The sequence below is a fragment of the Rhizobium sp. A22-96 genome (assembly GCF_053521805.1).
Map to the genome: position 1 here is coordinate 810,963 of NZ_JBNWDQ010000002.1, position 23,939 is coordinate 834,901.

19 protein-coding genes are annotated in these 23,939 nt (G+C 59.8%); 5 read left to right on the plus strand and 14 right to left on the minus strand.

Translation table 11 applies throughout. The annotated features are described in order from the left end of the window. Nucleotides 1-60 precede the first annotated feature (60 nt). A complete protein-coding gene (gene urtA, locus ACQZ6F_RS10430; RefSeq protein ID WP_068401494.1) occupies nt 61-1,350 on the minus strand; it encodes an urea ABC transporter substrate-binding protein in 1,290 nt (429 codons plus the stop codon). 230 nt (nt 1,351-1,580) lie between these two features. Here urtA and ACQZ6F_RS10435 point away from each other — a divergent pair, with 230 nt between their 5' ends. Beyond that, entirely contained in the window at nt 1,581-4,970 is a 3,390-nt protein-coding gene (locus ACQZ6F_RS10435) for a hybrid sensor histidine kinase/response regulator (RefSeq protein WP_449091875.1), read from the plus strand. Then, entirely contained in the window at nt 4,963-5,886 is a 924-nt protein-coding gene (locus ACQZ6F_RS10440; RefSeq protein ID WP_077469629.1) for a response regulator, read from the plus strand. The genes ACQZ6F_RS10435 and ACQZ6F_RS10440 overlap by 8 nt, the downstream gene beginning before the upstream one ends. Nucleotides 5,887-5,907: 21 nt before the next feature. Here ACQZ6F_RS10440 and ACQZ6F_RS10445 read toward each other — a convergent pair whose 3' ends face one another. The 12 genes from ACQZ6F_RS10445 to ACQZ6F_RS10500 all read right to left on the minus strand — a co-directional run bounded on the left by ACQZ6F_RS10445 (nt 5,908) and on the right by ACQZ6F_RS10500 (nt 20,649). After that, complete coding sequence (locus tag ACQZ6F_RS10445; RefSeq protein WP_449091874.1) at nt 5,908-6,879, minus strand: 2-hydroxyacid dehydrogenase; 972 nt, start codon at nt 6,877-6,879, stop codon at nt 5,908-5,910. 150 nt (nt 6,880-7,029) lie between these two features. Continuing rightward, nucleotides 7,030-8,151 (minus strand): branched-chain amino acid ABC transporter substrate-binding protein, encoded by a 1,122-nt coding sequence (locus tag ACQZ6F_RS10450; RefSeq protein WP_077469627.1) that lies wholly within the window; start codon nt 8,149-8,151, stop codon nt 7,030-7,032. A gap of 184 nt (nt 8,152-8,335) precedes the next feature. Continuing rightward, nucleotides 8,336-8,689 (minus strand): DUF6867 family protein, encoded by a 354-nt coding sequence (locus ACQZ6F_RS10455; RefSeq protein ID WP_068401507.1) that lies wholly within the window; start codon nt 8,687-8,689, stop codon nt 8,336-8,338. A gap of 24 nt (nt 8,690-8,713) precedes the next feature. Then, nucleotides 8,714-9,442: an ABC transporter ATP-binding protein gene (locus ACQZ6F_RS10460; RefSeq protein WP_068401508.1), complete on the minus strand. Its 729-nt coding sequence runs from the start codon at nt 9,440-9,442 to the stop codon at nt 8,714-8,716. Next, nucleotides 9,442-10,314, minus strand: coding sequence for an ABC transporter ATP-binding protein (locus tag ACQZ6F_RS10465; RefSeq protein WP_068401515.1), 873 nt, complete (start codon nt 10,312-10,314; stop codon nt 9,442-9,444). Before ACQZ6F_RS10465 ends, ACQZ6F_RS10460 begins: the two co-directional genes overlap by 1 nt. Continuing rightward, entirely contained in the window at nt 10,314-11,738 is a 1,425-nt protein-coding gene (livM, locus tag ACQZ6F_RS10470; protein ID WP_449091873.1) for a high-affinity branched-chain amino acid ABC transporter permease LivM, read from the minus strand. Before livM ends, ACQZ6F_RS10465 begins: the two co-directional genes overlap by 1 nt. A 4-nt stretch (nt 11,739-11,742) precedes the next feature. Continuing rightward, a complete protein-coding gene (locus ACQZ6F_RS10475) occupies nt 11,743-12,645 on the minus strand; it encodes a branched-chain amino acid ABC transporter permease (RefSeq protein ID WP_068401518.1) in 903 nt (300 codons plus the stop codon). 303 nt (nt 12,646-12,948) lie between these two features. Further along, nucleotides 12,949-15,375 (minus strand): GcvT family protein, encoded by a 2,427-nt coding sequence (locus ACQZ6F_RS10480; protein WP_449091872.1) that lies wholly within the window; start codon nt 15,373-15,375, stop codon nt 12,949-12,951. A 218-nt stretch (nt 15,376-15,593) separates the two neighbouring features. After that, nucleotides 15,594-16,148: a sarcosine oxidase subunit gamma gene (locus ACQZ6F_RS10485; RefSeq protein WP_449091871.1), complete on the minus strand. Its 555-nt coding sequence runs from the start codon at nt 16,146-16,148 to the stop codon at nt 15,594-15,596. Between the two features lie 7 nt (nt 16,149-16,155). Continuing rightward, nucleotides 16,156-19,113: a sarcosine oxidase subunit alpha family protein gene (locus ACQZ6F_RS10490; protein ID WP_449091870.1), complete on the minus strand. Its 2,958-nt coding sequence runs from the start codon at nt 19,111-19,113 to the stop codon at nt 16,156-16,158. Beyond that, nucleotides 19,110-19,385, minus strand: coding sequence for a sarcosine oxidase subunit delta (locus ACQZ6F_RS10495; protein ID WP_449091869.1), 276 nt, complete (start codon nt 19,383-19,385; stop codon nt 19,110-19,112). Before ACQZ6F_RS10495 ends, ACQZ6F_RS10490 begins: the two co-directional genes overlap by 4 nt. 13 nt (nt 19,386-19,398) lie before the next feature. Next, nucleotides 19,399-20,649 (minus strand): sarcosine oxidase subunit beta family protein, encoded by a 1,251-nt coding sequence (locus tag ACQZ6F_RS10500; RefSeq protein WP_449091868.1) that lies wholly within the window; start codon nt 20,647-20,649, stop codon nt 19,399-19,401. A 330-nt stretch (nt 20,650-20,979) separates the two neighbouring features. Between ACQZ6F_RS10500 and cysQ the strand changes: the two genes are divergently transcribed. The 3 genes from cysQ to ACQZ6F_RS10515 all read left to right on the plus strand — a co-directional run bounded on the left by cysQ (nt 20,980) and on the right by ACQZ6F_RS10515 (nt 23,019). Next, on the plus strand, nt 20,980-21,774 hold the full coding sequence (gene cysQ, locus ACQZ6F_RS10505) for a 3'(2'),5'-bisphosphate nucleotidase CysQ (RefSeq protein WP_449091867.1): 795 nt from the start codon (nt 20,980-20,982) through the stop codon (nt 21,772-21,774). A gap of 286 nt (nt 21,775-22,060) precedes the next feature. Continuing rightward, a complete protein-coding gene (gene sciP, locus ACQZ6F_RS10510) occupies nt 22,061-22,336 on the plus strand; it encodes a CtrA inhibitor SciP (RefSeq protein WP_034476390.1) in 276 nt (91 codons plus the stop codon). Between the two features lie 401 nt (nt 22,337-22,737). Further along, nucleotides 22,738-23,019, plus strand: a complete 282-nt coding sequence (locus ACQZ6F_RS10515) for a GNAT family N-acetyltransferase (RefSeq protein WP_068401529.1) — start codon at nt 22,738-22,740, stop codon at nt 23,017-23,019. Between the two features lie 230 nt (nt 23,020-23,249). Here ACQZ6F_RS10515 and ACQZ6F_RS10520 read toward each other — a convergent pair whose 3' ends face one another. Next, nucleotides 23,250-23,606: a flagellar export protein FliJ gene (locus ACQZ6F_RS10520; RefSeq protein ID WP_449091866.1), complete on the minus strand. Its 357-nt coding sequence runs from the start codon at nt 23,604-23,606 to the stop codon at nt 23,250-23,252. Nucleotides 23,607-23,939 lie beyond the last annotated feature (333 nt).

A 23,939-nucleotide genomic window follows, 5' to 3' on the forward strand; every position in this document is an offset into this window, starting at 1 on the left:
CTCAAGCTGCCGCGGGCAGAAAAGCCTGCCCGCGGCGGTCTTGCATTAAGTCAGCTGATATCAGGAACCCTTGCCGCCGCACTTGCCGGTGGTAACGTTGAAGTTGCCGCAGTTCATCGGCATGCGCCAATCCGAGATCAGATCCTTGCTGTCGGGCAAGTATTCGGACCATTCCTTACCGACCACGGCAGGGGTCTGCGAGACAACGTCGAACTGGCCGTTTTCCTGCACTTCGCCGATCAGAACCGGCTTGGTGATGTAGTGGTTCGGCATCATGGTAGCGGTGCCGCCGGTGAGGTTTGGAACAGAGACGCCGACGAGTGCGTCGATGACCTTGTCCGGATCGGTGGTGCCGGCTTTTTCGACAGCCTTCACCCACATGTTGAAGCCGATATAGGCGGCCTCCATCGGATCGTTGGTCACACGCTTGTCGTTCTTGGTGTAGGCGTGCCATTCCTTGATGAAGGCGGCATTGGCGGGTGTGTCGACGGACTGGAAGTAGTTCCAGGCGGCCAGATGGCCGACAAGCGGCTTGGTGTCGACGCCAGCCAGTTCCTCTTCGCCGACCGAGAAGGCGACGACCGGAATGTCTTCCGCCTTGACGCCCTGGTTACCGAGTTCCTTGTAGAAGGGAACGTTGGCGTCGCCGTTGATGGTGGAGACGACGGCAGTCTTCTTGCCGGCTGCACCGAAGGCCTTGATCTTCGAGACTTCCGTCTGCCAGTCGGAGAAACCGAACGGCGTGTAGTTGATGATGATGTCTTCGTCCTTGACGCCCTTCGACTTCAGGTAGGCTTCGAGGATCTTGTTGGTCGTGCGCGGATAGACATAGTCGGTGCCTTCGAGCACCCAGCGCTGCACGCCTTCGTTCTTCATCAGATAGTCGACAGCCGGGATCGCCTGCTGGTTCGGAGCAGCACCCGTATAGAAGACGTTGCGCTCGGACTCTTCACCTTCGAACTGCACCGGATAGAACAGGATAGAGTTGAGTTCCTTGAAGACAGGCAGAACCGACTTGCGCGACACCGAGGTCCAGCAGCCGAATACGGCCGAAACCTTGTCCTTCTGGATCAGCTCGCGGGCCTTTTCGGCAAAGAGCGGCCAGTCGGACGCGGGGTCGACGACGACGGGCTCGAGCTTCTTGCCGAGAACGCCGCCCTTCTTGTTCTGCTCGTCGATGAGCATCAGCATGGCATCCTTGAGCGTCGTTTCCGAAATCGCCATGGTGCCGGAAAGCGAATGAAGCACGCCGACCTTGATAGTGTCGTCGGCAGCGAAAGCGCCGTGGAATGCGGTCGTGGACATGATGGCGCCAAGCAGCGCGCTGGAGACGAGAGTCTTGAATTTCATCCGTAGTTCCCCTCTTTTTATCTGCTGCAACGGCCGGTAAACGAAGATTAACCGTTGTCTGCAGCGACTATCCGGCAGCCACTGGGGAAACCACATACGTAATATGACGTAGACGCCGGGGCGAAATGTGCAGCTTTGGGCACCCTCATGCCCTTAAGCACCGTATCGATCCATGTTACGACATTCCCGGACTGCCGGAATTACTATGGCAGGACGGTTGAAGGGTAAGCATGGCCGCGCGGCAACGCATCATTCCTGTGAGACGCGAGTATAATCGCTGGGTCGCGAACCAGACGCTGGAAGACTATGCCCTGCGTTTCACCGCCAAGAGCGCCCGGCAATTCTCCTCGCAGCGCATCTCGCAGACGGCGATCGGCGCCATTTCCTTCCTGGCGCTGGAGGCGATCGGCGGTACGATCACGCTTTCCTACGGCACGACCAATGCCTTCTACGCCATCATCGTCGCCAGCCTCGTCATGCTGGCGATCGGCCTGCCGATCAGCCGTTATGCCATCCGCCACGGCGTCGACATCGACCTGCTGACGCGCGGCGCGAGCTTCGGCTATATCGGCTCGACGATCACCTCGCTGATCTATGCCAGCTTCACCTTCATGCTGTTCGCGATCGAGGCGTCGATCATGTCCGGCGCGCTGGAGCTGACGCTCGGCATACCGGTGTGGATCGGCTACATCATCAGCGCCGTCATGGTCATTCCGCTGGTCACCCACGGCGTGCGTCTCATCAGCCGATTTCAGCTGCTGACACAACCCTTCTGGATTGTTCTCAACATCCTGCCCTTCGTCTTCATCGCCTTTTCCGACTGGGGTAAATTCGATCTCTGGCGGGCCTTCGCCGGCCTCCATCATGCATCCAGCGCGCCGGGCAGCGCCGCACCGTTCAATCTGGTGGAATTCGGTGCCGCTTCCGCCGTCATCCTGGCGCTGATGTCGCAGATCGGCGAACAGGCGGATTTCCTCCGCTTCCTGCCGCCGGATGGGCATCGCAAATGGCGCCATCGCCTGGCGATCTTTCTTGCGGGGCCCGGCTGGGTGATCATCGGCGCGCCGAAGCTGCTCGCAGGCTCCTTCCTCGTCGTCCTGACGCTGACCTCCGGCGTGCCGGCTGGTCACGCCGCCGATCCCGCCCAGATGTATCTGACCGCCTTCGGCTACATGATCCCCTGGCACAATGCAGCGCTGCTCCTGATGGCCGCCTTCGTGATGATCTCGCAGCTGAAGATCAACGTCATGAATGCCTATGCCGGATCGCTTGCCTGGTCGAACTTCTTTTCGCGGCTGACGCACAGCCATCCCGGCCGCGTCATCTGGCTCGTCTTCAACGTCGCCATCGCTCTGCTGCTGATGGAGCTTGGCATCTACCGGCTGCTGGAAGAGACGCTCGGCATCTTCTCGATCATCGCCATGGCCTGGCTCTGCACAATCTCGGCCGATCTTTTCATCAACAAGCCGCTGGGGCTCGCACCTCCCGGCATCGAATTCAAACGCGCCCATCTTTACGACATCAATCCTGTCGGCCTCGGCGCCATGGCGCTATCGGCGACGATCTCGCTGATCGCCCATTTCGGCGCCTTCGGTGCGGTTGCCGCCTCGCTTGCGCCCTACATCACCCTGATCGTCGCGCTGATCGCTTCGCCTGCTCTCGCCTGGGCAACCAAGGGCAAATATTACCTTGCCCGCAAGCCGCGCCAGAGCTGGAAGAACCTCACCACCATCACCTGCTCGATCTGCGAACACCCCTTCGAGCCTGAGGACATGGCCTGGTGCCCGGCCTATGCCGCGCCGATCTGCTCGCTCTGTTGCTCGCTCGACAGCCGCTGCCACGACATGTGCAAGCCGAAGGCCCGGCTCAATACGCAGGTCGGCACGGTCGCCAAGGCCTTGCTGCCCGAGACCATCGTCGCAAAGCTCGCCACGCGGCTCGGTCGGTATGGCATCGCCGTCGCCATCTCGTTGACGGCCGTCGGCGCCATCCTCGCAATGATCGCGCATCAGGTCGGTGCCGCGTCGCCTGAAACGGCAGCCGTGGTCAACCGCACCATCTTCATCGTCTTTGCCGTCTTTGCCGTCATCGCCGGCGTCGTCTGCTGGTTCTATGTGCTAGCCCATGACAGCCGCGTCGTCGCCGAGGAGGAATCCTCGCGCCAGAACACGCTTCTCTTGAAGGAAATCTCCGCGCACAAGAAGACGGACGCCGCCTTGCAGAGTGCCAAAGAAGTGGCCGAAGCGGCAAACCGCGCCAAGAGCCGCTATGTCGTCGGCCTCAGCCATGAATTGCGCACGCCGCTCAATGCTGTGCTCGGCTACGCGCAGATCCTAGAGCGCGACGAGACCATTCCTGCGCCACGCCAATCCTCTTTGAAGGTCATTCGCCGCAGCGCCGAACATCTGTCCGGCCTGATCGACGGGCTGCTGGATATATCGAAGATCGAGGCCGGCCGCCTGCAGGTCTATTCCAACGAAATCAACATCCACGACTTCCTCGACCAGATCGTCGACATGTTCAATCCGCAGGCGCAGGCGAAGGGACTGGCCTTCATCCACGAACGCGCCGCCGCCCTGCCAGACTATGTCCGCACCGACGAGAAACGGCTGCGGCAGATCCTCGTCAACCTGCTGTCCAACGCCATCAAGTTCACCGATGCCGGCAGCGTCCGCTTCGAGATCGGCTATCGCAATCAGGTGGCGACCTTCACCGTTTCGGACACCGGCCGCGGCATTGCCGAAAAGGATCTCACCCGCATCTACGAGCCCTTCCAGCGCGGCGAGGCCGATAGCATCAGACCCATGCCCGGCCTCGGCCTCGGCCTGACCATCACGCGACTGCTCACCAACACGCTCGGCGGCGAAATCTCCGTCGCGAGCGAAAAGGACAAGGGCTCGACCTTCAAGGTGCGCCTGATGCTGTCGGCCGTGCTTCGCCCGATGAAGCCGCCGCCGCAGGAGCAGCGCGTCGTCGGCTACGAAGGGCCGCGCCGCACCGTCGTCGTCGTCGACGACAATGAGGATCATCGCGAGTTGATGCGCGAAGTGCTGTCGCCACTCGATTTCATCGTGCTGACGGCTGCCGGCGGCCCCGATTGCCTGACCTTGATCGAGGGCATCAAGCCGGATCTCTTTCTGGTCGACATCTCCATGCCCGGCATGAACGGCTGGCAACTGGTGTCGCGGCTACGAGAAAGCGGCCAGAAGGCGCCGATCCTGATGCTGTCGGCCAATATCGGCGATGCCGCCGCGGCGACCGACAGCGACGACAGCCACAACGACGCCATCTCCAAGCCGATCGACATCCGCCAGCTTCGCGACAAGCTTGCACTCCATCTCGGCCTGAAATGGACCTATGCCGACGCTTCCGCACCGGCAGCACCGAAACCGCCGCCACCGCTGAAGAGCCCGGGGATAGAGCATGTACGCGAATTGATGCGGCTCGGAGAGATCGGCTATATCAGGGGCATAGAGGCCAAGCTTGCCGATCTCGCCAAGCTGGATGAAAATCAGCCCTTCACCGACGCTATGCGCGCTCATGTCCAGGCCTTCGATCTCGGCGGCTTCCTGAATGCACTGCACGCCTTCGACACTGAAAAGGTAGACCAGATTGGCTGAGACCACCCTGCCCCGCGATATAGTCTTGTTGGTGGACGATTCGCCGGAAGCGCTCGGCTTCCTGACTGATGCGCTCGAACAATCCGGCTTCTCAGTACTGATCGCCACCTCGGGATCGGCGGCGCTGAATATTGTTGAACGCATCACGCCGGACCTCATCCTGCTCGATGCTGTCATGCCGTCGATGGATGGTTTCGAGACCTGCCGTCGCCTGAAAGCCAATGCGGGCATCGCCCAGATTCCCGTCGTCTTCATGACGGGCCTGACCGAGACCGAGCATGTCGTGCATGCGCTGGAATCGGGCGGCGTCGATTACCTCACCAAACCGATCAACATCGACGAGCTGCGCGCCCGTATCCGCGTTCACCTCCGCAATGCCCGCTCAGCCCAGAGCGCACGCGTGGCGCTCGATGCCGCCGGCCGCCATCTTCTCGCGGTCAAGGGCAATGGCGCGATCCACTGGTCGACGCCGCAGGCAACGCGCCTCATCAACGCAGCTACCGGCAGCGACGATGGCCTCGATCTTGCCTCGAAGCACATTGCGGCCTTCATGCTCGAGCGCGAGCGGCTGGGCCCGGCGCGCGACAACATCGTCTCCATCAGCAATGGCAGCCAGGCGGCCCTGCAATTCACCTTCCTCGGTGCCATCGGCGCTGACGAATATCTGTTTCGCCTGACGGCCACCAATCAACGTGCCGACGACGAAATCTTGCGTCAGCATTTCTCGCTGACGCAGCGCGAATCCGAGGTGCTGCTATGGATCGCCAAGGGCAAGTCCAACCGGGATATCGGCGAAATCCTCGGCCTGTCCGCCCGCACGGTGAACAAGCATCTCGAGCAGATCTACGTGAAGCTCGGCGTCGAAAACCGCGCATCCGCCGCAGTCAAAGCGGCCCATGCGCTGCATGAAGTCTAAGCCGCTGAAGGACGACCGAATTCAGACCACGCGGTCCGGCGGCTCGCGTCCCGCGAAGAAGGCGGTAATATTGTCCACCACCTTCATACCCATGGCCGTACGCGTCTCTTCCGTCGCGCTGCCGAGATGCGGCAGAAGCACGACATTATCAAGCGCCCGCAGCCGCTCCGGCACATGCGGCTCCGCCTCGTAGACGTCAAGGCCGGCGCCGCGGATCGTACCCTGCTCCAGCGCCGATATCAGCGCCGTCTCATCCACGACATCGCCGCGCGCCGTGTTGATCAGGAAGGCGCCCTGCTTCATTTTGGAAAGACGGGCGGCATTCATTAGATGCCGGTTTTCCGCGCCGCCGGGGCAATGCAGGGAGACGAAATCGGAAACCTCAAGCACCTCTTCCACGGTCTGCAGCTGCATGGCGCCATAGCGCGCGGCTTCCATCGGATCAATGGCGGAGCGATTGTAGAAGACGACATCCATGCCGAAGCCGAAGTGGCAGCGCTGGGCGAATGCCCTGCCGATACGGCCAAAGCCGATGATGCCGACAGTCTTGCCGGTGACCTTGGTGCCGACCAGATGCGTCGGCCGCCATCCGCTCCAGGCCCCGGCACGCACTTCCCGCTCGCCTTCTCCGCCACGCCGAGCGACGGACAGCAAGAGCAGCATGGCGATATCGGCGGTGCAATCGGTGAGTACGCCCGGCGTGTTGGTGACGACGATGCCTTTCGCCTTGGCCGAGGCGACGTCGATGTGATTGAAGCCGACACCGAAATTGCCGAGGATCTTCGTCCTGATCGTATCGCCATCGAAAAGCGATGCCGGAAGCTTGTCGGAGACAGTCGGCAGGACCGCATCGTAGGTCAGCAGCGCTTCGCGTAGCTTTGCCAAATCAAGCGCGGCATCGTCCTGGTTCAGCGTGACATCGAAACGCTCGGAAAGCGCCGCCTCGACAGCATCGGGCCAGCGACGGGTTACGAGAATACGGGGTCTGCTCATGCTGCTCATCCTCCTGCCGAATACTAGGCAGATTTAAAGCAGGTCTGCCGCGAAGGAAATGGCGATCCGCGGCCAGCACATATGAAAAAGCCCGGCCAATGGCCGGGCTTCCTGTATCACATGGTCGCCGACAAATCGGCAACGCGACGATTACTTGCTGATTTCGGCGTAGTTGTACTTGCCGTCGGAACCCTTGGACCACTTGTACATGACATAGTCCGGACGGGTGATGTCGCCCTTTGCATCGAAGCCGAGATCGCCAATGGCGGTCTTGAACGGGCCCTTTGCCTTCAGCGCATCGGCAACTGCCATCGGATCATTGGAACCGGCGGCCTTGGCAGCAGCGGCAATGACCTGCAGAGCAGAGTACGAATACAGCGTGTAGCCTTCCGGCTCATAACCGGCTGCACGGAACTTGGCGACCAGATCGGCAGAAGCCGGGTTCTTGCGCGGATCCGGAGAGAAGGTCATCAGCGTGCCGTCGACTGCGTCGCCAGCGATCGAAGCAAGTTCGTTCGAGACGATACCGTCGCCAGACATGAAGTGTGCCTTGACGCCCTGGTCGGCCATCTGACGCATGATCAGGCCGGCTTCGGTATGCAGACCGCCGTAATAGACGAAGTCGACGCCAGCCTGCTTCATCTTCGCGATGAGGGCCGAGTAGTCCTTGTCGCCGGGGGTGATGCCTTCATAGAGAACTTCCGTCACGCCAGCGGCGTTGAGGTTCTTCTTGGTTTCGTCGGCAAGGCCCTGGCCATAAGGAGTCTTGTCGTGAACGACGGCAACCTTGGCGCCCTTGAAGTTGTCGGCGATGTACTTGCCGGCAACTGCACCCTGCTGGTCGTCACGACCGCAGGTACGGAAGGTGTTCCAGAGGCCGCGCTCGGTAAACTGCGGATTGGTGGAAGCCGGGGTAACCTGCAGGATGCCGTTTTCGGCGTAGACTTCCGAAGCCGGGATGGAAACGCCCGAGTTGAAGTGACCGACAACAAACTTGACGCCGTCGGCGACGAATTTGTTGGCGACGGAAACGCCCTGCTTGGCGTCAGAGACGTCGTCGCCGAGTTCGATCTTGATCTTTTCCCCGTTGATGCCGCCGGCTGCGTTGATATCGGCGGCAGCCTGTTCGGCACCCTTCTGAAGCTGGGCACCAAATGTAGCATTCGCGCCCGTCAAGGGACCACCAACGCCGATAATGATGTCGGCCTTCGCAACGCCAGCGAATGCGATCATCGCCGACAAAGCCACTGCCGACAGAAGATACTTCTTCATATTGTTACTCCCAATTTTTAAGCGGGTTCCTTTTGATTTACCCTGCGCGATACCCACCAATCATCACGCCGGTAACGCTTGTATTCCGAAGCTTGGAGGCATGATCATGTCATAGGCTTTTTGTTTTTATGAGACAGGATGATGCCACTTCTGAATGCAGACTGTGCCTAGTTTAAGCAGACTGTCAATTCTTCTTCTTCCACGAAAAGGCCGAGGTCTTTTCATAGAGCCAGTAATAATTATTCACCATCTGATCGGTACGTCGATACCGATATGCCGCCGTCGCGAAAACGAGCAGAAGAACGACGTCGATAATGTAGATCGTCAAGTCGAACACCGGCCCGTTGAACAGCGCATGGTGCAGGAATTGCAGACCAAGGCCGATCAGGAAGCTATAGATGACAACCAGCGGATAGGAGTCCCAATTGGACGCCACCGCGCGCCCTGCTCGCCACGCGGTCCAGAATCCGAGGATGACGATGATCGCGCGGATGACCAGACGGCCGCCGGTATCGCTGTCGAAGAGAAGTCCCTGCATGTCAAATTCTCCGCGGAACGGGGCTCAATGATGCCCGCCTTCAAGATAGGCGGCGCGCACTTCCGGATTGGCAAGCAGTTCCCTGCCCGAGCCGCTCATCGTCACCCGGCCGTTGACCATCACATAGGCGCGGTCGGAAAGCTTCAGCGCCGCAAAGGCATTCTGCTCGACCAGGAACACGGTCAGTCCCTGGGTCTTGTTCAAGACCTTGATCGCCTCGAAGATGCCCTTGATGATCAGCGGCGCAAGACCAAGTGACGGCTCATCCAGCAACAGCAGCTTCGGACGCGCCATCAGCGCACGGCCGATCGACAGCATCTGTTGCTCGCCGCCCGAAAGCGTGCCGCCGCGCTGCGACTGGCGCTCCTTGAGGCGCGGGAACAGCGTGAAGATCTTCTCGACGTCCTCGTTGAAATATTTGAGCTTGTCGAGGCTCGCGCCCATCTGCAGGTTTTCATAGACGGTCATGCGCGGAAAGATGCGACGGCCTTCGGGTGACTGGGCGATGCGAAGCCGGGCAATCTCGTGCGTCGGCATGCGCGTAATATCGCGTCCGTCGAATGTGACGGTGCCGCTGCGCGCCTGCGGCGTGCCGCAAATCGTCATCATCAGCGTCGACTTGCCGGCACCGTTCGCACCGATCAGGCTGACGATCTCGCCGCTGTTGACTTCGATATCGACACCGGCAAGCGCGCGGATATTGCCGTAATAGGTCTCAACACCCGCGACTTTCAGAAGTGGTTCGCCCGCCATCAATGTTCACCCTCTTGGAGGTGTTCGACTTCGGCAATCACCTCTTCCACTTCTTCATCCTCGACACCCAGATAGGCAGCGATCACCTTCGGATCGTTCTTCACCTCATCGGGCGTACCATCGGAGATCTTCTGCCCATATTCGAGCACGATGACATGGTCGGAGATTTCCATGACCACCGACATGTCATGCTCGATCAGCAGGATCGACGTACCGGTATCCTTGCGGATGCTGCGCAGAAACTCGTTGAGAACCAAGGATTCGCGCGGGTTGAGACCGGCAGCCGGCTCGTCCAGGCAGAGCAGCTCCGGGCCTGTGCACATGGCGCGGGCAATTTCCAGACGGCGCTGGGCACCATAGGAAAGATCGCCGGCCGGATCGTCGGCCCGGTCGATAAGGTCGGCCTTTTCGAGCCAGAAGCGCGCCAGTTCGATGGCATTCTTGGCCTCAGAGCGATAACGACCAATGCCGAGCAGCCCGAGGATCGTATAGCCGGACGCGCGCATCAGCTTGTTGTGCTGCGCGACCAGCAGGTTCTCGAGCACGGTGAGGCCCGAAAACAGGCGGATGTTCTGGAAGGTACGCGCAACCTTGGCTTCGCGGGTGATCCGGAAGTCGGGAAGGCGCTCCAGGAGATAATCCTTGCCGCTGTTCTGGTTGAGCGTGATCATGCCCATCGTCGGCTTGTAGAAGCCGGTGATGCAGTTGAACACAGTCGTCTTGCCTGCGCCATTCGGTCCGATCAACGCGGTGATATCGCCACGCTTCGCCGAAAAGGAGAGATCGTTGATCGCCATCAGGCCGCCGAACCGCATCGACAGGTGATCGACCTTCAGCAAGGTGTCGCTGGGGGGTGTGGTCACAGCGTTCATCAGCCGTGGCCCTCCTTGGTAAAGCTGCCGGAGACGGTTTTTCGCTCCTTGAGGAAGGCGGTCGGCTCACGCGTGCCAACGAAACCGCGCGGCTTGATGATCATCACGACCACCATGGCGAGCCCGAAGATCAGCATGCGATAGAGTTCCGGCGTGAAATCCGGCCCGAAGCCGGGGATGATCGTCGTATTGCCGAAGACCAGACCGGTTTTCAGGAAATCCATGTCGCGCAGCAATTCGGTGCCGCCGACCATGGCGATCGCGGCAATGGCGATGCCCTTCAGCGATCCCATGCCGCCGAGAACGACGATGGCAAGAATGACCGCCGATTCCAGGAAGACGAAGGATTCCGGTGATACGAAGCCCTGACGGGCTGCGAAGAAGGAGCCGGCAAAGCCGCCGAACATCGCGCCAGTGGCGAAAGCCGTCAACTTCGTCGTCACCGTATTGATGCCGAGCGAGCGGCAGGCGATCTCGTCTTCACGCAATGCTTCCCAGGCACGTCCGATCGGCATGCGGCGCAGCCGGATCGTCACATAGGCCGTCAGCATGCAGAGCGCCAGGATGACGTAGAAAAGGAAGATCTTGTACCAGGCCGACGAGATCGGCAGGCCGAAGCTCCGGACGAAATTGTGCGGATCCTTCATATCGAACGTATAGATGCCGAACAGCGATGCCTTGGTGATGTTGGAAATCCCGAAGCTGCCCTTCGTCACGTCAGTCCAGTTTGTCAGGACGATACGGATGATTTCACCGAAGGCCAACGTCACGATCGCCAGATAGTCTCCGCGCAGACGCAGCACCGGGAAGCCGAGGACCATGCCCCAAACACCGGCAAAAATACCCGACAGCGGCAGCAGGATCCAGAACGACAGACCAAAATGCGACGACAGCAGCGCATAAGAATAGGCGCCGACGGCATAGAAGGCGACATAGCCGAGGTCGAGCAACCCCGCCAGGCCGACGACGATATTCAGTCCCCAGGCAAGCATCACATAGATGAGAATCTGGATACCGAAGTTGTCAACGTATGTCAGCGATCCCTGCGGGCCGAAGAGCGCCAGCGCCAGCATCGGATAGATGAGCAGGAAAACCAGTGCCATCACGTTGAAATTCTTGCCGACAAAGCCCCGTTCGGCCACAACCGGCGCGGATTTCGCCTTCTCGGCCTTTCTCGCGTCCAGAATGGGCTGGAGGAAGACCGTCATCGCGAAGCGTCCGACCGCTGCGATGGCGACGATGGAGGCCAGAAGACCCCAGCGTTGAACGATGATCAGCTTGTTGTCGATGTTCTGATCGGTCTTCAAGCCGATATAGAGAACGAACATGCCAAAGGCGATAAGCGCGGTCCAGAAGGCGTCCTTAATCCCCTTCTGGACAAGACCGGGAGCGGTCTTGCCTGCAACGACGTTTGAATCTGCCATGGCGTTATACCTTTTCGACTTCCGGCCGCCCGAGAATGCCGGTTGGCTTGAAGATCAGAACGAAAGCAAGGATGCCGAAAGTCGCGACGTCCTTATACGCGATGGGGAAATTGCCTGACCAGAACGACTCGATGAAGCCGATCATCAAGCCGCCAAGGACCGCGCCCGGCAGCGAACCGATGCCGCCGAGAACGGCTGCGGTGAACGCCTTCACGCCCGGCGTGAAGCCATCCGTGAAGTTGGCGACGCCATAATACATCAGATACATCGTGCCGGCGACGGCAGCGAGTGCGGCGCCCATGATGAAAGTGACGGAAATGGTGCGGTCGACATTGATGCCGAGGAGCGCCGCCATCTTGCGATCCTGCTCTGTCGCGCGCTGGGCGCGGCCAAGCGCCGTCTTGTTGACCAGATACCAGAAGGCGGCCAGCAGAACGACGGTGATGATGAAGATGATGATCTGCTTCAGCGACAGCGAGACGGCGCCGAAGTTGTAGACATCACCCACGAGCGTCGGGATCGGCTTGTTGCGCGGACCCTGAGCGACCTGAATGAAGTTCGACAGCACGATCGACATGCCGATTGCCGTGATCAGCGGCGCCAGCCGGAATGATCCGCGCAGCGGCCGATAGGCAATGCGTTCGATCACCCAGTTCCAGAGGCTCGTCATCAGCATCGCGACGATGAGCATCACCAGAAGCAATACCGCCACCGGCAAGCCGGCGAAGAGCGATACGAGAACCAGATAGGTGATGAGAGCGGCGAAGCCGCCGAGCATGAAGACATCACCATGGGCAAAATTGATCATGCCGACGATGCCGTAAACCATGGTGTAACCAATGGCGATCAGGCCATAGATAGACCCGAGAGTCAGCCCGTTTAGGAGCTGCTGGATAAAATAATCCATATGTCATTTCCCCTGGATGTGGCGTCAATCGACCACATCTCTTATTACTTTAGGGTCTCCTTCAAGAGGGCCCGTGGGCGAGATTCCATACCGCTTTCGAAAGAAATGTGAAGCCAAAAAGGCAAGAAATTGACAAATTCTTTTCAAATCGCCGTGCGCTGACCTAAATCCGGCCAAAAATGACAGAAAAACGGCATCCACTGGCTCAAAAATAGCCAAAATAATTGAGCAGGATTTTGCACTGAAGAGTTTTTCTCAGTGGCAGGCCCTCTCCGGGGCCTGCCAGCTCCTCTCGAACGGCACTCAGGCGCGCATGCGCGCGCCATCCGCGTCGAACAGCGGGTCGACCTGCGGCCTTGCCGGCAGGATCTCACCGAGCAGTTCTATCGACCAGCCCTGTGCCTCATCGGCGATTTCCTTCGGCACGTAGCCGACGGCAACCGAAAGCCCGGAGGCATGGGCATAACCGCCCGACGTCACCCAGCCGCAGACCGCGCCGTTGTGATAGATCGGCTCATCGCCGATGACATCGGCATCCTTCGCCGCCAGGATGAAGGTGCGCAGCCGCAGCGCGCCGCCTTCCGCCTTCTCCTTGGCCGCCGCTGCCTTGCCGATGAAATCGGCAGGCTTGGACAACGCCACGAATCGGCCAAGCCCGGCCTCCAGCGGCCCGTAGAGCGGCCGGTACTCACGAGACCAGCTGCCATAAGATTTATCGAGCCGCAGCGCATTCAGCGCCCGGAGGCCGAAGAGCCTTATGCCAAATTCGGCGCCCTCTTCCATCAGCAGGTCGAAGATGTAGCGCTGATGTTCGGGCTTCATCCAGATCTCATATCCCAGGTCGCCGGTATAGGAAACGCGTCCGACGATCGCCGACGCCATGCCGAGATCCATGCGCCGGATGGACATGAAGGGGAAAGCCTCGGTCGAAAGATCCTGATGCGTCAGCTTCTGCATCAACTTGCGGGCATTGGGACCGGCGATCGACAGGCCGAGAAGCGAAAGGCCCAGCGCCTGAAGCTCGACCGAGCCATCCTTGGGCAGCAGGCTTTCGAACCAGCGCATGTGATAGGCTTCCGCGATGCCGGAGCCGATGAGCAGGAAATCACCCTCGCCGAGCTTCGCGAGCGTGAAATCGCCAATGAGCTTGCCATCATGCTTCAACATCGGCGCCAACGTCATGCGGCCGATGGCGGGAATGCGGCAGGTCAGCAGATTGTCGAGGAAAGCTTCCGCACCCGGTCCCTTGACCGAGTATTTGGCAAAGCCCGAGGTCTCCATCAGGCCGACGCTTTCGCGCACAGCCTTCGCCTCGGCACCGACGACATCGAAGTCATTGGAGCGGCGCCAGGAGAATTGATCCTCTTCGCCTTTCGGAGCGAACCACAAGGCCTGCTCAAGACCGTAGTAGGCGCCGAAAACGCCGCCGGCCTCCTTGAGCTTGTCGTAGATCGGCGTCGTCAGCAGCGGACGGGCGGCCGGCAATTCCTCGTTCGGATAGCGGATCGAGAAGCGCCGCGCATAGTTTTCGCGCACCTTGGCATTGGTATAGGCAAGGGTCGCATAGTCGCCATAGCGCGAGACGTCCATGGCGAAGACGTCGAAGCCCGGATCGCCGTAGATCATCCAGTTGGCAAGCGCCAATCCGACGCCGCCACCCTGGCTGAACCCGGCCATGACGGCGCAGGCCGACCAGTAATTGCGCAGCCCGCGCACCGGGCCGACAAGCGGATTACCATCCGGCGAGAAGGTGAAGGGGCCGTTGATGATCTTCTTGATGCCGGCATTGTTGAAGGCCGGGAAATGGCGGAAGCCGACTTCCAGCTCAGGCGTGATGCGCTCGATATCCTCGGCCAGCAGCTCATGGCCGAAATCCCACGGCGTCGTCACCGGCGACCAGGGGCGACATGCCTTTTCATAGGTGCCCATCAGCATGCCCTGCCGCTCCTGGCGCAGGTAGATCTCGCCATCGAAGTCGACGCAGTGCATCAGCTCCTTGCCCGTCGTCTTGTTGAAGTCGATGACCTCGGGCATGTCCTCGGTGATCAGATACATGTGCTCCATGGCAAGCACAGGCAGCTCGAGCCCCACCATGCGGCCGACTTCACGCGCCCAGAGGCCGGCGGCGTTGACAACATGCTCGGCAATGATCTCGCCCTGATTGGTGATGACGCGCCAGGAACCGTCCTCGCGCTGCACCAGTTCCTCTACCTTTGTATGCAGATAGATATCGGCGCCGTTCTTCTTCGCCGAGCGGGCATAGGCATGCGTGGTGCCGTAGGGATCGAGATGGCCTTCGACGGGGTCGTAGAGAGCGCCTACGAACTGATCGGGGTCGAGAAGCGGCATCATCTCATGCGCTTCCTTCGGCGTCAGCAGCGTCGCTTCAAGACCATTGTAGCGGCCCTTGGCGAGGATCGACTTCAGCCAGTCGAAGCGCTGCGGCGTTGCCGCCAGCATCAGGCCGGAGGTCAGATGCAAGCCGATGTCCTGGCCGGAATACTCCTCGATCTCCTTATAGAGCTCGACCGTGTATTTTTGCAGCTTGGCAACGTTCGGATCGCCGTTGATCGTATGCATGCCACCGGCGGCGTGCCAGGTCGATCCGGATGTCAGTTCGGAGCGCTCCAGCAGCACCACATCTTTCCAGCCGAATTTCGTCAGGTGATAGAGCACCGAACATCCGACGACACCGCCACCGATGACGACGACCTTGGCATGGCTTTTCATCTAGGAATCCCCTGTTTTCGGTACGAAGCCGCCGAGTGTCTTCCCGCGCGACCGACCGCATTTGAGACCGAACCTAGAGACTATCCGGGTGACCAAATAGCCCGAACTGCGAAACCGATATGTCTGTTTGCGCCATCGCAATTGTTCGGATCGCGCCATCGCCTATTGGCGGCGCAAGCCGGTCGGCCAATCATTGGAGGTACGGCAGCGTAAGGCTTTCAGTCGGCGAAACCGGCGGTCAGGGCAAACTCGCGCCCCATCTCCATGATCTCCTCGAACACGCTGCCGGCATAGGAGCGCGGCACTATGATTTCGAAGCTGTCAGAACCGGTGCGGGTGACATTGGCGCTGACATGGCAGCACAACATGCTTGCCGATTGCCCTTCGGCGAAGACCTGAGGATGCAGGTCGACGGCCACGCATTTCGCCAGAATACGACGAACGCTGGGGCCGGAAATACGAAGCAGCACGCGACCATCGCTCTGCTCGAAAAAGGAAACACGGGCAGCGTCGAGCAGAAAGAGATCGCGCGCCACGCTGTCGGCACCGAGCGTCTCGGACACGACAAGCCATTCCCGCGGCCCGACGCTGCGAACCGAAACATCGTCGATCGCCTTCAGGCCAGCCAGAACCCACCCCTCCTCGCCGGCCTTCCCAAGCACGGAAAAGATGGCCGGCTTGCGCACGACAGCGAGATGATTCGGATTGGCGGCAGCCTCGAAGCCGGAAATGTGATCTTCCAGCACATGCCTGTTTTGATATGCCACGCTCATCAATCCCTCACCCGAGAAGCTTCTTGTTGTCCGGATCGACGAAAACGGGGCTGCAGACCTCCGCCGCGACTTCCTCGCCGCGCAATCCGTCCCACACGACCACATGTTCGCCGATCCGCTCCCGGCCCGACTTCAGGAAAGCCAGCGCGATGGAATGGCCGAGGGTGGGCGAGAAGCAGGCCGAAGAGACATGGCCTTGGTCATTCACCGTCGACGGCCTTGCGCCCTCCTTCAGCAGATGCGCACCGGCATGGATTTCCTTCGTCGTATCCAGCGGCTTCAGTCCGACGAGCTGCCCACGATCGGCGGCCGTGAGGCCGAAACGTGTGGACAGCCGTTTGCCGATAAAGTCAGGCTTCTGAGCCGACATCATTTTTCCAAGGCCGACATCGTCGGGCGTCGTGCGGCCATCCAGCTCGTTATGGGTGACATGGCCCTTCTCGATGCGCAACACATTGAGGGCTTCGACGCCATAGGCGCATATGCCATGAGCCTTGCCCGCTTCCATGATCGCATCCGCCACGGCCTCGCCGTAGCCGGCGGGAACCGCAAGCTCATAGGCAAGCTCGCCGGAGAAGGATATGCGGAACAGGCGCGCCTTGAGGCCGCCCTTCAACATGACTTCGGCGGCGGCGAGGAACGGGAAGAACGCATCGGAAATATCGTCCTCGATAAGCTGTTCCAGCACCAGCCGCGCCTTCGGCCCGGCAATCGCCATCTGTGCCCATTGATCCGAGGAGGAGACGAAGCGAACGTCGAGCTGCGGCCAAAGGGTCTGAGCGCAGAATTCCATATGCGTCATCACCTCGCCGGCCATTGCCGTCGTGGTGGTGAGGAAGAAATGATCGGGCGTCAGCTTGCTGGTAGTGCCGTCATCAAAAACGATGCCATCCTCGCGCAGCATCAGCCCGTAGCGCGCCTTGCCGATCGGCAGTTTCAGGAAGGCATTGGAATAGAGGCGATTGAGAAATTCGGCAGCGTCCTTGCCGAAAACCTCGATCTTGCCGAGCGTCGACACGTCACAAAGCCCGACATTGTTGCGGACGTTCAGAACCTCGCGATCGACGCTGTCGCGCCAGCCCTTCTCGCCCGGCCGCGCGAACCAGGACGAGCGATACCAGAGACCGGCCTCGACGAAGGTCGCGCCATTCTTCTTCGCCCAGCCATGCAGCGGCGATTCCCGCACCGGCTGCGCATGCTTGTCGCGCGCCGTGCCGGCCAGCGCCCCGAACGAAACGGGCGTGTAGAACGGCCGGAACGTCGTCGTACCGACGGCTGCGGGGCTGACGCCGCGCATGCCGGCGATGATGCCGGCGGCGTTCACATTGCCGAGCTTGCCCTGGTCGGTCGCCATGCCGCTGGTCGTATAGCGCTTGGCGTGCTCGACATGGCCGAAGCCTTCGCGCAGCGCAAGACCGAGATCCTTGGTGTGGACGTCGTTCTGGTAGTCCACGAACGCCTTGTCCTTGGCGCCGGGCACATGCCAGATCGCAGCGAAGGACGGATCATAATCTCCTTCGACCTCAGGCACATCGGCGGCATGAACGGTTTTGCCGAGACTTTCCACGACCCGTTTTGCTTTTGCCGCCCCATCTGCGAGACAGCCGGAGATGCTATCGATGCCCGCGGCCGACCCGGCGACCTCCAGCTCGCCGCCGACGGTCGGTGCCATGAATGCCTGGCTTTCATCCGACCAGACCGGCTTTGCCCCACGTTGGCAGGCAAGATGGATGATCGGCGACCAGCCGCCTGACATGGCAAGCGCATCGCAGGCAATCAGTTCATCGAGGCCACCGCGATCGGCAAGGACGCCGCTGATGCGGTATTTGCCCTTGGTCGCGTGAACGCTCGCGCCGTGCACAACGCGGACATCCTGCGGCGCGGCATCGGAAGACGCAGGCCGCGTGTCCAGGATCGCCGAAACCTCGACGCCCGCAGCTGCAAGATCGAGAGCGGTGCGATAGCCCGAGCCGCCATTGGTGAAAACGGCCACCTTTTGACCGGCGACGACGCCGTAGCGATTGAGATAGCTGCGCATGGCGCCGGCTATCATCACGCCCGGCAGATCGTTGCCGCCAAAAACGAGCGGACGTTCCTCTGCACCGGAAGCAAGAATTGCGCCCTTGGCGGCGATACGCCACAGACGCTCGACCGGCAGGTCTGGCGACGGCATCGCCACATGCTTCTGCACCTTCTCGACCGCGCCGAAGACATTGCCGTCATACCAGCCGAACACGGTCGTACGCGGCATCACCGTGACGTTTTCAAAGCTCTGCAATTCCTCCAGCGTCGCCTGCACGAAGATATCGGCTGACACGCCGTCGATCGAGATCTTTTCCGACAATAACGAACCGCCGAGACGGAAGCCCTCATCGGCGAGGACGACGCGCAGACCGGCACGCGCCGCAGTCAACGCCGCCATCAATCCGGCCGGACCGGAACCGACAACAAGCAGATCGCAATGCGCCCAGGCCTTCTCATAGCGATCCGGATCAGCCTGCATGACGGCCTTGCCGAGACCGGCGGCACGCCTGATTACCGGCTCATAGACCTTCTCCCAGAAGGCAGCAGGCCACATGAACGTCTTGTAGTAGAAACCGGCGCCAAGGAACGGCGACAACAGACCATTGACGGAGCCGAGATCGTATTTCAGCGATGGCCAGCGGTTCTGGCTGACGGCGCTCAGGCCCTGATAGAGCTCGGCGACGGTGGCGCGCGTATTCGGCTCGGTGCGGCCATCCTTGCCGATGGTAACAAGCGCGTTGGGCTCGGCCGAACCCGCTGTCAGAATGCCGCGCGGACGATGGTATTTGAAGCTGCGACCAACGAGCAGCTGGTCGTTCGCAAGAAGAGCGGCGGCGAGCGTATCGCCCTCCAGGCCCTTCATATCCTTGCCGTCAAACTTGAAGGAAAGCGGGCGGCTGCGATTGACGAGGCCGCCGGTCGAAAGACGATAGGCCGTCATTGTGCAGCCTCCCTTGCCTTGTCTTCGGCATCGGTGACGGAAAAGACCTCGTGGGTGACATTGCTGCGATCGACCACCAGCCAGCGGCGGCAGCCGGCCGCGTGGTGCCAATATTCCAGAATCCGACCGCGCTCGTTATCGCGGATATGGACATAGCGATGCCAATCCTCATCCCGAGCCGACGGAGCCGGGCGGGTAACCGACGCGCCGCGAATGGAGAATTCTTCCTTCGGTCGCACGCCGCAATGCGGGCAGTTGATCAAGCTTGCCATTGGTATCGTGCCCTCAATGCAGGTTCGGCTGCGGACCCTTGCCGCTTTCGTCAATCGCGAAACCGCGCTCGAAACGGTCAAGACGCAGGAGACGGCTGACATCGTGGCTTTCGCCCTTGGCGATCAGATGCGCGAAGCAGAAGCCGGAGGCCGGCGTCGCTTTGAAGCCGCCGTAGTTCCAGCCGCAATTCAAATAGAGATTCTCGATCGGCGTGCGGTCGATGATCGGCGAGCCATCCATGCTCATATCCATGACGCCGCCCCAGGTGCGCAGCACACGTGTCCGTGACAGGCCGGGAATGAGCGACACGCCCTCCTCCATCGTATGCTCGACGGTGGCGAGATTACCGCGTTGCGCATAGGAGCTGTAGTAGTCGATATCGGCCCCGAAGACCAAGCCGCCCTTGTCCGACTGCGAGATATAGAAGTGTCCCGCGCCGTAGGTAATCACATTGTCGATGATAGGCTTCAGCCCCTCGGAGACGAAGGCCTGCAGCACATGGGTTTCGATCGGTAGTTCGAGATCGGCCATGCTGCCCAGGATCGAAGTGTGGCCGGCCGCCGCCAGCGCCAGCTTGTTGCAGCCGATGAAACCGCGATTAGTCTCGACGCCGGTGACGACGCCGTTTTCGCGGCGGATGCCGATTACCTCGCATTGCTGGATGAGATCGACGCCGCGACTATCGGCGCCGCGCGCATAGCCCCAGGCGACGGCATCATGGCGGGCCGTGCCGCCGCGCCGCTGCAAGAGACCGCCGAGGATCGGAAAGCGCGCGTGGTCGAAATTCAGATAGGGCATCATCCGGCGAACCTGCTCGCGATTGAGCAATTCCGCATCGACGCCGTGCATGCGCATGGCATTGCCGCGCCGCGCATAGGCATCACGCTGCCCATCGGAATGGAACAGGTTGACGATACCGCGCTGCGAAACCATGGCATTATAGTTGAAATCCTGCTCAAGCCCTTCCCAGAGCTTCATCGAGAACTCGTAGAAAGGTTCGTTGCCCGGCAGCAGATAGTTGGAGCGGATGATGGTCGTGTTGCGGCCGACATTGCCTGAGCCGATATAGTTCTTCTCCAGCACCGCGACATTGGTGATGCCGAATTCCTTGGCGAGATAATAGGCTGTCGCCAGCCCGTGCCCGCCGGCGCCGACGATGATTACGTCATAATGCGATTTCGGCTCTGGCGTCCGCCATACCGGTTGCCAATTGCGGTTGCCCGAAAACGCCTGTTTTAGAAGCTGATATGCCGAATATCGCATGCATTCATCCCGATACTACCCGGCCGCACATTCGCATATGCAATAAAAACGACAAGCCCTTTAAGGACGAAAAAGCTTCGCAAACAGAACATGTTCTTTTCCGAATGCGCTGATGTGACAGGCCCTGAGATTGTCTCTCAAACGACACGCCATGCCCGTAGAAGGCACCCAAGACAATGCAGGGATGCAGAGCCTGGTTGCGAAATTTCTGTTCTGGCGCTAAGCCGGAAGCAGCCGGATTATTTGAGCTCTAAACTCCACCTTCGCGAATTCCCATCTATAATGTCCGGAGACTTGAAGCGCGAACGTGGCGCGGAAGACGAACAGGCAATGCTTACGACATTTGAGAAGGCGGCGCTCGAAGCGGGGAAGGCCATATTAGAGGTCTACCGCGCCGGCTACGCTGTTGCCGTGAAGCAGGACATGAGCCCCGTCACCCTCGCCGACGAGCGCGCCGAACATATCATTCTCGAACACCTTGCGCGGGATTTCCCGAATATTCCTGTTATTGCCGAGGAATCCGTGTCCGCCGGCAGGGTTCCGGATATTCGCGGCCACTCGTTCTTCCTGGTCGACCCCATGGACGGCACGCGCGAATTCATCGAGCATCGCGACGAATTCACCGTCAACATCGCCTATATCGAGAATGGCATTCCCGTCGCCGGCATCGTCTATGCCCCGGCCCTCGGAATAGCCTTTACCGGCGAGCCGGGCAGAGCCCGCAAGCTTGTTGTCGACGACCGTTTTGTCGTGACAGACCGCACCACCATCGCCGTGCGCGAGCGGCCGGTCAATTTGACCGCGCTTGCCAGCCGTTGCAACAGCAACGCGAAGACGGAGAGTTTTCTGAGCGATAATGCAGTCTCCGCCTGCACCTCGATCGGTTCCTCATTGAAATTCTGCCTGCTTGCCGAAGGCAAGGCCGATGTCTATCCGCGTTTCGCCCGCACCATGGAATGGGACACGGCAGCCGGTGATGCCGTATTGCGTGCTGCCGGTGGCGCTACGGTGACCGTCGACGGCGCGCCGCTTGCTTACGGAAAGATCGACCAGACCGGGGATAGCGACTTCGCAAACCCGCATTTCATCTGCTGGGGCGGAAAGAAAATCGGCCTTCCCGCATAGAAACGACTGTCGAGAAGTGGGGTAATCTTCTCGTCTGGCGGGAAAGACATCGGGATTCTCGCCCCGAAAGCGTAAGTTTTCACTGACAAAAACTTATAGGACGGCTGCCGCATCCCCCTGAAATCGTGGCGGTTAGCCGGCATTTTATCCGGTTGCAGCAAAAGCAAATCACCTGCCGACCACACTCCTTAAAATTCTTAGCAAAGTCTTACTATGTGCTTAGGCAATTTTTAAATGTGGCAAGATAGAGTGCCTCTCGTGGTCTTGAGTGTGTGTAGAGAGTCCAATGACCGAAATGATACGTCCCCGAGTGAAGTATGTCATCGGCCCCGATGGCAGCCCGCTGACGATAGCAGACCTTCCGCCGCCGAATACGCGCCGCTGGGTCATTCGTCGTAAGGCAGAGGTTGTCGCCGCCGTGCGTGGTGGTTTGCTCAGCTTGGAAGAAGCCTGCGAACGTTATACGTTGACCGTCGAAGAGTTCCTCTCCTGGCAGTCGTCCATCAGCAGCCATGGCCTGGCCGGGCTGCGGACGACCCGCATACAGCAGTATCGCCACTGACAGTAGCAACAGCACTCCATTTTGTTTGAACTTGTATTCGGGCCTCTTCTCCCCATACGGGACAGAGGCCCGAATTGTTTTATCAGACCAGTTCCAAGGCGGGTCGATCATTCCAGCAGCAAACAATATCTGTGAGATCTCATCAGTGGTGATCACTCACAACTTCGATCCCGATCGGGGTCTGCTGCGAAATATCCACTGCTTGCCGAATGACTTTCCCGATCCAGCCTTGCCGAGAGAGCGCCGAGGACCGAATGCCTTCATCGGAGCGCAGGTCTGGAACGACCGTCCCCTCCTCGAAATTCGCCGGCACTATGCCGCATGATGTGAAATAGAGCAGTTGGCAGGTCGCGGAGCAAATGCGATCCTCGGCGCATGCAACAGGATCAGGGAGCGAGATCATGGATATTCGCAATGAAAACAACGCATCCGGCGGCCGGTATGTCGCAACCGTCGAGGGTCATGAGGCGGAAATGACATTTTCCCGCACCTCCCCGAAGCTGATCATCATCGATCATACCGGAGTGCCTGACGCTTTGCGCGGCAAGGGAGTCGGCCAGGCACTGGCCGCTCACGCCGTCGAGGAAGCGCGGCGCGGCGGCTGGAAAATCATTCCGCTCTGCCCGTTTTTCAAGGCCCAGGCGCAACGTCACGACGATTGGCGCGACGTCATCAACTCGTAAGCACTAAACACAAACGCGACATCGCGTAGGCACAAGGCCGTCCGGCGCGGGAACGCCGGTTCCTTCGATCCAACTGATACCCGCAAATGCAAAAGCCCCGCATGACCGGCCCTGTCACGGCCAGTCATGCGCGGCTTTCGTGTCGTTTTCGTCATCCCGCACATTCCGAAGCTGAACTTTGTGTCGGAATGGAATGACGCGGATCGAAACAAGACGACGCGTTTACGACCTCAGGCGCGCGCCCTTGCAGGACCTGAACCATCACGCTCTTCGAGCGCTGCGGCCTTGGCATATTCCGCCTGCATGTCTTCCAGCGAGTGTTCCAAAGCCTCTTCCTGAACCTGCAGCTCGCGGATCGACACCTGCAAGTTGTCCGCGCGCTGGCGCGCGGCCTTGGCAAAGGTCGGGTAAGCGAAGTGGTTAGGGTCGACAATGCCGGACTTTTTCTCTTCCAGCACGATCTGGCTTTCCAGATCCTTTGTCATACGGTCAAATTCCGCCATCATCATCTGCAATTGCTGCAGCTGACGGCGTTTTTCGTTCACCTGAAACTCTTTCAGGCGAACTAGGCTCTCACGTGACTTCATACGCATTACTCCCGTGATGCGAGACCCCGGCTCTCGATATTTCCGCCCGCCGAGCCGCTTTGACACGGCTTGGTTAAAAAAAATTACAGCGATCTTAATAAAAGCCTACCGCTGGTAACCTTTCGTTTACGGGCATCGTTAATGATAGGCGTAATGATTTAAGGCTCAGTAAATGTTTCGGTCGGAATTCGACATGTTTGCATTGATGAGTCAGATGAATCACTTGGCGTGAGTTCTTAACGCGATACTTTAGGAGTCGATTTTACTGATTGTCGTTGGAAAACAGTGCAATGGAAAAATTATTTAATAAATTCGATACGACTTGCCAGAGTG